Source organism: Streptomyces sp. 63XJN7_1_ISO-PGPR-S23-121, from assembly GCF_056173025.1.
Window position 1 is genome coordinate 6,831,588 of the sequence record NZ_CM149653.1, and the last position, 10,470, is coordinate 6,842,057.

The following is a 10,470-nucleotide window of genomic DNA, read 5'->3' on the forward strand; positions in this document are numbered from 1 at the left end:
CACACTTTCCTGCACGGACACAGGCGGACCGAGATCGAGGCTGCGGGAGCAAGCGGTGAGCGGAACCTCCGAAGGGCCGACGCCCGCGGCAGACCTCGACCGGTCGGCCGTCACGGACAGTGACATCGACCTGGCGGCACGTACCGAACCCCCGCCCTACCGCTCGGTGTTCACGGCCGCGCCGCTCGCGATGGCCGTCGTGGACCCCGAGGGCCTGGTCGTCAGCGCCAACGACACGCTGGGCACCCTGCTCGGCACCGACCCCGGGGCGCTGGCCGGGCGCCCGGCGGCCGACCTGGTCGACCTCGCCTCCGACGCGGGCACCTGGCACGCCTACCGCGAGGTGCTGTGCGGCCGGCAGGCCCGGCTGCGCTGCACCCGCCGTCTGAAGGGGGCCGACGGCCACTCCCTGTGGGCCCAGGTCACCGTGGCCCCGCTGGCCGGGGACACGCCCGGCCTGCTGCTCTCCGTCTCCGACATCAGCGCCCGGCGCGAGCTCCAGGCCCGGCTGCGCCACCTCCAGATGCACGACCCGGTGACCCGGCTGCCCAACCGCGCCCTGTTCTTCGAACGGCTGACGGCCGCGCTGGAGGCGGAGTCGTACGAGAACGGCGGCACCGGCCGGGTCGGCCTGTGCTACCTCGACCTGGACGGTTTCAAGGCCGTCAACGACACCCTCGGCCACCGCGTCGGCGACCGGCTGCTGGCCGCCGTGGCCGAGCGGCTCACGCGCTGCGCGGAGGAGGCGGCGGGCGCGCGGGCCGGGGTGCCGCTGGTGGCCCGGCTCGGCGGCGACGAGTTCGCGGTGCTGGTGGAGGACTCCACGGGCACCGACCAGCTCGCCGATCTGGCCGAGTCCGTCCTGGCCGCCCTCCAGGAGCCGTTCGAGCTGTCCGGCCGCCGGCTGTCGGTCACCGCGTCGGTCGGCGTGGTGGAGCGGCACACCGCCGGGACGACGCCCACCGCCCTGATGCAGGCGGCCGACACGACCCTGTACTGGGCCAAGGCCGACGGCCGGGCCCGCTGGACGCTGTTCGACCCCGAGCGCAACGCCAGCCGCATGACCCGCCAGGCCCTCGCCGCCACGCTGCGCCCGGCCATCGACCGGGGCGAGTTCGCCCTCGAGTACCAGCCGCTGGTGAGCATGGACGACGGCCGGGTGCGGGGCGTCGAGGCGCTCATCCGCTGGAACCACCCGCAGTTCGGCGTGCTGACGCCGAATCGGTTCATCGCGCTGGCCGAGGAGGACGGCTCGATCGTCCCGCTCGGCCGCTGGATCCTGCGCACCGCCTGCCGGCAGGCCCGGCGCTGGCAGCTCGACCACCCGGACGAGCCCCCCATCTTCGTCAGCGTCAACGTGGCGGTCCGCCAGGTCTGGGACTCCGACCTGGTGGCGGACGTGGCGGCGACCCTGGAGGACACCGGCCTCGCCCCGCACCTGCTTCAGCTCGAACTGACGGAGTCCGCCGTGATGGGCTCGGCGGGCCGGCCGCTCCAGGTGCTGAAGGCGCTGAGCGGCATGGGCGTCCGCATCGCCATCGACGACTTCGGCACCGGGTACTCGAACCTGGCCTACCTCAGCCGGCTGCCGGTGTCGGTGCTGAAGCTGGACGGCGCCTTCGTCCGCGGCTTCCAGTACACCGGGGTCGCCGGCACCGGCGAGGCGTCCGACGCCGCGGCCAGCCCGGCCGACGAGGTCATCGTCGAGGCGATGGTCCAGCTCGCCCACCGGCTCGGCCTGACCGTCACCGCCGAGTGCGTGGAGACGTCCGACCAGGCGAGCCGGCTGCGCCGCATCGGCTGCGACACCGGCCAGGGCTGGCTGTACTCCCGGCCGGTGGCGCCGGACCGCATCTCCGCGCTGCTGGGGTCCTCCGGGACGCCCGGGGTTCAGGCCGGCGCGGGCAAACCGTAGGCGTCGGCGATCAGTTCGTAGGAGCGCAGGCGCACGTCGCCGCCGTGGGCGTTGGCGGTGAGCATCAGCTCGTCGGCGCCGGTGCGCTTCTGCAGGTCGTCCAGGCCGGCCCGGACCTCGTCGGCGGTGCCGTGGATGACGTTGGCGTTCCAGGACGCCACGAACTCCCGTTCCATCGGGCTGAAGTCGTACGCCTCCGCCTCCTCCGGCGTCGGCACCAGCCCGGGGCGGCCGGTGCGCAGCCGGACCATGTTCAGCGCGGCGGCCAGCACCTGCCGGCGGGCCTCCTTCTCGTCGTCGGTGGCGAGCGCGGCGACGCCGATGAGGGCGTAGGGCGCGTCCAGCACGGCCGACGGGCGGAAGGACTCGCGGTACAGGTCCAGCGCCGGGACGGTGTTCTGCGCGGAGAAGTGGTGCGCGAAGGCGAAGGGCAGTCCCAGGGTGCCGGCCAGCCGGGCGCTGAAGCCGGACGAGCCCAGCAGCCACACCGGCGGGCGGTGCGGGGACTGGACGCCACCGGGGGACGTCGCCTGGACGGGGCCCGGCACGGCGTGGATCCGGCGGTACGGGTGCCCGTCGGGGAAGTCGTCGTCCAGGAACCGGATCAGCTCGGCGAGCTGCTGCGGGAAGTCGTCGGCGCCCTCGTTGAGCCGGTCGGTGCGGCGCAGGGCGGCGGCCGTCGCCCCGTCGGTGCCGGGTGCCCGGCCGAGACCGAGGTCGACGCGTCCCGGCGCCATGGCCTCCAGCGTGCCGAACTGCTCGGCGATCACCAGCGGCGCGTGGTTCGGCAGCATGACACCGCCCGAGCCGAGCCGGATGCGGCCGGTGTGGGCGGCGAGGTGCGCGAGGATCACGGCGGGCGAGGAGGAGGCCACGCCCGGCATCGAGTGGTGCTCGGCGACCCAGTACCGGTGGTAGCCCCGGCTCTCCGCGAGGCGGGCGATGTCCACGCTGGTCCGCAGGGCGTCGGTGGCGGTGCGGCCCGCGCCGACGGTCACCAGGTCCAGTACGGACAGGGGGACGGGTGCGGTGCCGTGGGCGGTGCCCCGGATCTCCTCTGCGGCGTCTGCGGCCATGCTGGGGTGCCTCCTGTGGGATGTGACGTGCGCGCGGGTCGCTGCGCGGCTTAACAGGAGGGAGCCTCCGGTTATTCCCCGGCGGGGCCCTGGAGCGCGTCGCGGGGGCCGCCGAAGGCCGACCGGCGGTGCACGAGCAGCTCGCGCACCGCCGGGCCGGGGGGCGTTCGCCCGGATCAGCGCCAGTACCCCCGGCGTGTGCACGTCCTCGAGGGTGCGGGCGGTGAGGCGGTCGCCGTGCCGGCCCGTCCGCCCGCGGTGGGGCGGGAGGCGATCCGCGCGCTGTGGGAGAAGGTGCTGGCCGCCGCTCCCCGGTTCGAGCCGGAACCGCCGCTGCCCACGCTGATCAGCGGCGACCTCGCGCTCACCTCGACGCCGCCGAAGGACGGGACCGGGGCCCGGGCGCAGGTCGTGCGGCGCCAGGGCGACGGGAGCCGGCTGCGCGTGCTCGACCAGCCCGAGTTCGTCGCGCCCGCCCCCCTGACGACCGCCGGCGGCGTCACCCGAGGCGCGACCAGCCGAAGACGGCGTAGCCCTCCCCCTCGCGGGGCGCCCGGGTCCACGAGCGGGTGGTGAATCGGTGCAGGACGCCGTCGGTGAGGGCGAAGCGGGGCAGGGACAGGGCGAACTCGTTCTCCAGGGCGGCCAGCAGGCGCCGTTCGCCGTCCTCCCCCGCCGCCCCCTCGAACAGCCGGTCCGGATCGAGGGGCCCGGGGACGTCGCCGCCGCGTTCGCTCTCCGTGCCCCGCAGCGTGAACGCGTACAGCTCCCGGCCCCGTTCCGCCACCGACAGGTGGACGGCCCGCTCCGAGTGCGTCCGCGCGGGCTGGACCCAGAGCACCACGCTCCGCCCCCCGGCCGAGGCCGCCGCGGCGGGTGAGAGGAAGAACTGGTTGCCCGGCGTGTACGAGGGGGCCTCCTCGAAGCCGAACGCCCAGCCGGACCCCGTCCGTCCGACGGAGAGCACCGCCCGGTCCTCCCAGGGTTCCCTGCCCCGCGCCCCCGTGGCGGCCTCCCCGAAGACGCGCTCCCGCGGGTCCACCGGCTGCGGGCTCAGCCCCGCGCAGCCCGGCTCGCCGATCAGGCCGGGCAGAGCGGCCGGCTCGACGCCTTCCACCCACAGGCACCGGTAGCCGGTCCGTATCCGGTCGCGTGCGTCGTCCACCAGCCAGCGCAGTCCCGGCGGGTCCAGGGCGGGCGCCGGTTCCGGTACCGGGCCGCCGCGGCCCGCGCGGGGCGTGGACAGCAGTTCCCGCCAGCGTTCCGGCGTGACGACGCGGCCCAGTACGGAGTCGGCCGTCAGACCCACCGGCGCGACGAGGTCCGGGCCCGGCGGCGACCAGGACGGCACGGCCGCCCGGATCGTCCGCCACGCCGCGTCCGCGTCGCCCCAGCGGGCCGCCTCCCGTGCCTCGGCCACCGCCCGGCCGAACGCCCCGCCGGGCTCGTACCGGTGGACGCCCCGGGCGATCCGGTCGACGAGGTCGTCCGCGGCCGCCCGCATCCGGTCGTCGGTCTCGCAGCCGAGGGCGAGGGTCCCCAGGGACTCCCGGTACCGGTTGTCCTCGACGTGCGCGGCCGCCGTCACCGGCAGCAGTTCGCCGGTGTAGCGGGGGTCGGTCACCAGGCCGGCGAAGGCGAAGCGCAGGTTGACCGCCGGGCGGGTCGTGAGCTGCCGCAGCAGCGCCGCGGCTCCCGGGCGGCCGAACGCGCGCGCCTCGGTGAGCAGTTCGGCGGCCGTCTCCGGGTGTCCGCGCAGCGCCTCCTCCCTGGCCCGCTCGACGTTGGCGTCCTGGGCGCGGGTGGTGTCGTTCTCGAACCCGGTCACGGAGCCGGCCCGGTCCGCGTGGAACGCCCGGTACCGCGCCTCCATGTAGGCCCGGAACGACGGATACCGGTCCGGGAGGTCGCCGCTCCAGCCCTGGTACACGTACAGCGCCCATTCGCCGTCCGCGTCGGTGTCCCCGGGGTCGAGCAGGGCGTGCGACATGTCGGACTCGGTCTCCAGCCGCAGCGCCCGCCGCCACATGCCGGCCAGCAGTCTCTCCCGGTCGTCCGACCTCTCGTCCAGGGTCTCCTCGTAGATCTCCGTGAGTCCGTACGGGTCCCCGAACCAGTCGATGTCCTCGACGCCGCCCAGCCGGTACACCGACGCGGTGGCGTCCACCCACCAGCCGTCGGCGGCGGCCAGGAACGCCCGGTACGAGGGCGGCAGCCGGGTGCCGAGCCGCCGCTCGGCCGCCGCCACGGCGCCCTCCGTGGCGGGCGGTCCCCCGAGCCGGTCCCTCCGGGTCCCGTGCTCGTCCGGGACCCATTCCTCCTGCCAACGCCCCAGGAACCGGGCCCAGTCGAAGTCACCGTCCGTCGTCATGCCGGGCATCCTGTCACCCGGCACCGACAACGGGGCGTCAGGCCAGCCAGCGGCCGTCGCGCATCAGCTCACGGCCGGTCAGTTCGGGTTCCTCGCGCCAGGCCTGGATGCGGCGCGGGACGACGCGGAACCACCGGTACGGCAGGGCCGACGCGCGCGGGTCGAAGCCGGTGCACCCGGCGAACCGGTCGGCGCGCCCCGGCGGCAGCGCGTCGAGGTCCAGGACCTCGACCTCGCCGTCGATCACGGAGACGTCCCGGGTGGGGCCGAGGGCCAGCCGGGCGACCCCGGTGGCGGCCAGGTTCCGCCCGGTGGGACTGTCGGCCGGCGTCGCCATCAGCAGCGCCTCGCCGTCCCAGTCGAAGGACAGCGGTACGAGGTACGGGGCGCCGTCGGGAGAGGCGCTGGCCACCCAGACGTCGACGTCGTGGGTGAGCCGGTGCTCGGTGTCCTCGCGTCGCCGGGCGCGGGAGCGGGGTTCGGCGCTCATGGTCACTCCTGTCGGTCGCGGTTCGGGGCCGCCCGGTCGCGGCGGGGCGGATCGCCGTGACCAGAGCCTCTCGGGGCCGGGGCACGGACCGCCTCCGTGCCCGCCACGGAAAGCGCCACGGATAATGAGCCGGTGACCAGTCCAGGGATTTCGGCGCGGGAAGCGGAAGTGCTCGCGCTGCTCGGGGAACACCTCAGCAACGCGGAGATGGCGGCCCGGCTGGTCCTCTCCGTACGCACCGTCGAGTCGCACGTCTCCTCGCTGCTGCGCAAGTTGGGGCTGCCGGACCGGCGGGCGCTCGCCCGGCACGCGGCCGCGGCGGCCCGCGCCGAGCGGTCCCGGAGCGCGCCCGCCCTGCCGGCGCCGCTGACGGCGTTCATCGGCCGGGCGCGGGAGCGCGCGGAACTCGCCGGGGCGGTGGCGGCGCACCGGCTGGTCACCGTGACCGGTCCGGGCGGGGTGGGCAAGACGCGGCTCGCGCTGGCGGTGGCGGCGGACCTGGCCGGTGACTTCGCGGACGGGGTGTGGTTCGCCGACCTCGTCCCGGTCAGCGAGCCGGACCGGGTGGGCGCGGCGGTCGCGGCGGCCGTGGGCGTGGGCGAGCAGCCCGGGCGCGGGGTCGACGACGCGGTGCTGGCCGCGCTCGCGGACCACCGGGCCCTGCTGGTGCTGGACAACTGCGAGCAGGTGCGCGACGGGGTGGCGCCGTTCCTGGAGCGGCTGCTCGCGGCCTGTCCTGGGCTGCGGGTGCTGGTGACGAGCCGGGCCCGGCTGATGGTGCCGTTCGAGCGTGTCCTGCCGGTCCCCCCGCTGTCGCGGGACGGAGGGGACGCGTCGGAGGCGGTGGCGCTGTTCACGGACCGGGCCGCCGCCGTGGGACAGCCGCCCGGTCCGGCGGTGGCCGACGGAGTCGTGGCCGTCTGCGAACGGCTGGGCGGCCTCGCGCTGGCGATCGAGCTGGCGGCGGCCCGCTGGTCCACGCTCGGCCTGGACGGTCTGACGGCCGGTCTGGCGGATCCGCTGCGGATCCTCACCGGCGGGTCCCGCGCCGACGACCGGCACCGGTCGCTGCGGGCGGTGCTGGACTGGTCCCACGGCCTGCTGGACCCGGCGGACCAGGCGCTGCTGCGCCGGGTGTCGGTGTTCGTCGCCCCGTTCACCGCGGAGGCGGCCACCGCGGTCGCGGGGAGCCCGGCCGAGGGGGCCACCGAGAGCGTCGGGGACACCGCCGAGGAGGCCACCGGGACCGCCGGATCCGCCACCGGCGGTCCCGGACGCGTCCCGCTCGACCCGGCCGCCGTCGTCGACGGGCTCGGCAGGCTCGCCGAGCAGAGTCTGCTCACCGTCACGCCGTCGGCGACCGGCACCCGGTACCAGGCGCTGGAAACCATCCGCCAGTACGGGACCGAACGGCTCGCCGCCGCCGGTGAGCCGGCCGGCGTCCGCGGCCGCCACCTCACCTGGTGCCTGGCCGCCGCGACCGCCCTGGAGGACACGTCGGGCCCGGACTGGCGGGCCCGGTTCGACGCGGCGGCGGACGACTTCCGGGCCGCCCTCGCCTGGGCCGCCGACCGTCCGGACCGGCGCGCGGACGCCCACCGTCTCGCCCTGTCGCTGGCCCGGCTCGCCCTCTCCCGCACCCTGCTCGGCGAGTCCCAGCAGCGGTACGAGCAGGCGGCCGCCCTCGCCGGCGACGACGCCGCCCGTGCCGCGGCGCTGCGGCAGGCCGCCGCGGTGGCCGGGTGCCGCCGGCTCGGCGACGACATGTACCGGCTGCACCGCGCCGCCGCCGAGGCCGCGCGCCGGGCCGGGGACCGTGCGGGCGCGTGCCGCGACCTGGCGGCGGCCGCCACCGTCGCGTACCGCTTCTCCACCCTGTTCGCCCGGCTCCCCACCGTGGCGGAGGCGACGGCCCTTCTCGCCGGGGCCCGGGAGCGGTCCGACGGCACCCCGGGCGCCGAGGCGGCCGTCGCGCTGGCCGAGGCGGCGGTGCTCTGCGACGCCTACGGCGCGCTCCAGGGGGCCGCGGAGAACACCGTCGCCGACACGGTCGAACGCGCCGAACGGGCCGTCGCGCTCGCCCGGCGCACGGGCGACGCGGTGGCGGAGTCCGCGGCCCTCGACGCGCTGTCCGGCGCCCGGAGCTGGGCCGGTGACGCCTTCGACGGCGCGGCGGCCGCCCGGCGCCGGGTGGACGTCCTCGCGGCCGCGGCGCCCACTCCCGCCCGTACGCACGAGTCGATGGACGCCCTCGCCATGGCCGCCGGCACCGCCCTCGGCGTGGGGGCGCTGCCGGACGCCCGGCGCTGGGGCAGGCAGCTCGCCGACCACCCGCTGCTGGCCGAGGCGGGGCACCACGCCACGGCCTGGCTGCTGGCCGCGGACGCGTTCGCCGGGCACGGCGACGAGGTGCTGGGCCGCAGTGTGCGGTTCCTCGACGCGTGGGAGCACAGCGGCCGCCGGCCGTCGCTGTCGCTGGGCGCCGGGGCCGCGTCGGTCGCCATGGTGCACGGCCTGCGCGGCGAGCACGACGACCGGGCGGCCTGGCTGGCGGTCGTGGACCGGGCGGACACGGCACCCGAGCAGCACCGCCTCGGCTACGGCGCGGTCCTGGACGCCATGGTCCTGCTCCACCACGGGGACGCCGACGCGGCACTGGAGCGGGTCGCGCCGGACCCCGGCGAGGTGTGGAAGTGGGTGTGCTGGATCTGGCTGCACTGGTACGTGGCCCTGCGGGCGGAGGCGGCGGTGCTCGCCGGGCACCCGGAGGCCCGGTCCCGCGTCGAGGCCGCGCGGAAGGCGGTCGACGGGAACCCGGTGGCCACCGCGCAGGTGGACCGCGCCCGGGCCCTGCTCGACGGTGACCTGCCGGCGCAGCTCGCGGCCGCGGCGGCCTTCGACGCGGCCGGCTGCCCCTACCAGGCGGCGCGCACCCTGCTGCTGGCCGGGGGCGAGCACACCGCCGCCGGCGAGGCCGCGCTCGCCGGCCTGGGGCTCGCGGCCCGGCCCCTCGGGTGACCGGGCCGGTCCGGACGACGGGGCCCAGGGCCTGTCGTCCGGGCCGGGTCGGCATGATCCGGACGACGGGGCCCTAGCTCACCGCCTGCTTCACCAGGGCCGCGATCCGCTCCTCCACCTCGGGCGTCACCTCGGTCAGGGCGAAGGCGGTCGGCCACATCGTGCCCTCGTCCAGCTTCGCCGGGTCGTTGAAGCCGAGCGTGGCGTAGCGGGCCTTGAACTTCGCCGCGCTCTGGAAGAAGCAGACGACCTTGCCGTCCAGCGCGTAGGCGGGCATCCCGTACCAGAGCTTCGGCGCGAGGTGGGGGGCGGCGGCCGTGACCACGGCGTGGACGCGCTCGGCCATGATCCGGTCGGAGTCCCCCATCTCGGCGATCTTCGCGAGCAGGTCCCGCTCGGCCTCCGCCGCCTTGTCGGCGCGCGATCCGCGGCGCGCCGCCTTCTTCTGCTCCTGGGCGTGCTCCTTCATCGCGGCCCGCTCGTCGGCCGAGAAACCCTCGTACGTGCTGGCGTCGGTGGCGCTCATCGTCACTCCCGTGGTCGCGGTTCACGATCGGCCGGTGTGCCGTACCCGGTCCGGCCGCTGTGATCACAGCTTCCCGCGGCCGGCGCGCCCGCGCCTCCGTACTGACCACGGAAAGCGCCACGGAACCCGGCGGCGGGCCCGGTGGCGCCCCCGGCTCAGACCTGGACCACCGGCTCCCGCGTGAACAGCGCTCCGAGCTCCGGCGCGTTCACCCTCCGGTCGGCCAGCCGCAGCCCCTCCCAGACGGTCACCTGGTTGGCCGTGAGGACCGGCTTGCCGAGCTCCTTCTCCAGGAGCGGGACGTGTGCCGCCGTGTGCAGGGACGTGTCCGGCAGGAGCACCGCCTCCGCGTCCGGGCGGTCGGCGGAGCGGGCCAGCGCCAGCACCTCGTCCTCCGTCCAGGTGCCGGTCTGCGCGGCCGTCATGTTCCCGGAGCCGACCACGGCGACGGCCTCCACGCCGGCGGTGCGCAGGAAGTCCGCGAACAGCCGGGCCACGTCGTCCGGGTACGTCGCGCCGATGCCGACCTTGCGCAGGCCGAGCTCCTTCGCCGCGTGCACGAAGGCGAAGGAGGTCGAGGAGGCCGGCAGGCCCGCCGTCCGGGCCAGGGAGCGCACCTGTTCCTGGGCGCCCTCCCAGCCGTACGCGAAGCTGCCGCGGGTGGAGGCCCACACCACGGCGTCGGCGCCGGCCAGGCGCAGCTCCGCCGTGTCCGCCTCGAGCCGCTGCGGCGAGCCCATCTCGCGCAGGGCGTCCCCGCCGTGGGGGTCCCCGCCGGGTTCGGTGTGCACCAGGTCCACTCGGATGTCGCTGCCCAGGAGCTGCTCGATGCGTGGGTAGTCGTCCTCGCCGGAGTGGCCCGGGTACAGGAATCCCAGTGCTGTCATGTCCACCCTTCCTGCTGCTGTTCCGTGCCAGGAACGTCCGGAGTCCCTGGCGGTACGGGTACCCAGTCGGCGCAGCGCCGCCCACATCGTCACCGGGTTGGCCGAGATCACCGGGGTCACCGCGCCCGGAGAGGTCCGTGGCGCGTCCCGGTCTCACCCTGGGGGACGAGCGGACAACGCGCCGGAC

At 76.4% G+C, this 10,470-nt stretch carries 7 protein-coding genes and 1 pseudogene; 3 read left to right on the forward strand and 5 right to left on the reverse strand.

Annotation, left to right across the window (positions count from 1 at the left end; all coding sequences use genetic code 11):
* Positions 1 to 55: 55 nt before the first annotated feature.
* Positions 56 to 1,915, forward strand: a complete 1,860-nt coding sequence (locus tag AC0VYN_RS30585; protein ID WP_475533578.1) for a putative bifunctional diguanylate cyclase/phosphodiesterase — start codon at positions 56 to 58, stop codon at positions 1,913 to 1,915.
* Here the strand turns inward: AC0VYN_RS30585 and AC0VYN_RS30590 are convergent.
* On the reverse strand, positions 1,891 to 2,991 hold the full coding sequence (locus AC0VYN_RS30590; RefSeq protein ID WP_385467471.1) for an LLM class flavin-dependent oxidoreductase: 1,101 nt from the start codon (positions 2,989 to 2,991) through the stop codon (positions 1,891 to 1,893). The genes AC0VYN_RS30585 and AC0VYN_RS30590 overlap by 25 nt on opposite strands.
* 198 nt (positions 2,992 to 3,189) lie before the next feature.
* Between AC0VYN_RS30590 and AC0VYN_RS30595 the strand changes: the two are divergent.
* A pseudogene (locus tag AC0VYN_RS30595) lies at positions 3,190 to 3,465 on the forward strand (Cif family virulence factor); the annotation flags it as partial.
* Between the two features lie 25 nt (positions 3,466 to 3,490).
* On the opposite strand, the gene AC0VYN_RS30600 reads toward AC0VYN_RS30595, so the two are convergent.
* Positions 3,491 to 5,362 (reverse strand): SMI1/KNR4 family protein, encoded by a 1,872-nt coding sequence (locus AC0VYN_RS30600; protein ID WP_475533579.1) that lies wholly within the window; start codon positions 5,360 to 5,362, stop codon positions 3,491 to 3,493.
* 37 nt (positions 5,363 to 5,399) lie between these two features.
* Entirely contained in the window at positions 5,400 to 5,852 is a 453-nt protein-coding gene (locus tag AC0VYN_RS30605) for a pyridoxamine 5'-phosphate oxidase family protein (protein ID WP_451688062.1), read from the reverse strand.
* 132 nt (positions 5,853 to 5,984) lie between these two features.
* Between AC0VYN_RS30605 and AC0VYN_RS30610 the strand changes: the two genes are divergently transcribed.
* Positions 5,985 to 8,870 carry an ATP-binding protein gene (locus AC0VYN_RS30610; RefSeq protein ID WP_475533580.1) on the forward strand — a complete coding sequence of 962 codons (2,886 nt, stop codon included), beginning with the start codon at positions 5,985 to 5,987 and terminating at the stop codon, positions 8,868 to 8,870.
* A 73-nt stretch (positions 8,871 to 8,943) separates the two neighbouring features.
* Here the strand turns inward: AC0VYN_RS30610 and AC0VYN_RS30615 are convergent, their stop codons facing one another.
* Both AC0VYN_RS30615 and AC0VYN_RS30620 read right to left on the reverse strand, forming a co-directional pair.
* On the reverse strand, positions 8,944 to 9,396 hold the full coding sequence (locus AC0VYN_RS30615) for an iron chaperone (RefSeq protein WP_475533581.1): 453 nt from the start codon (positions 9,394 to 9,396) through the stop codon (positions 8,944 to 8,946).
* Between the two features lie 155 nt (positions 9,397 to 9,551).
* Positions 9,552 to 10,283, reverse strand: coding sequence for a maleate cis-trans isomerase family protein (locus AC0VYN_RS30620; RefSeq protein WP_475533582.1), 732 nt, complete (start codon positions 10,281 to 10,283; stop codon positions 9,552 to 9,554).
* Positions 10,284 to 10,470 lie beyond the last annotated feature (187 nt).

Bases quoted from the DNA above. Each gene is read 5' to 3' on its own strand.
- AC0VYN_RS30590 (WP_385467471.1), bottom strand. From the start codon at position 2,991: ATGGCCGCAGACGCCGCAGAGGAGATCCGGGGCACCGCCCACGGCACC.
- AC0VYN_RS30600 (WP_475533579.1), bottom strand. From the start codon at position 5,362: ATGACGACGGACGGTGACTTCGACTGGGCCCGGTTCCTGGGGCGTTGG.
- AC0VYN_RS30605 (WP_451688062.1), bottom strand. From the start codon at position 5,852: ATGAGCGCCGAACCCCGCTCCCGCGCCCGGCGACGCGAGGACACCGAG.
- AC0VYN_RS30615 (WP_475533581.1), bottom strand. From the start codon at position 9,396: ATGAGCGCCACCGACGCCAGCACGTACGAGGGTTTCTCGGCCGACGAG.
- AC0VYN_RS30620 (WP_475533582.1), bottom strand. From the start codon at position 10,283: ATGACAGCACTGGGATTCCTGTACCCGGGCCACTCCGGCGAGGACGAC.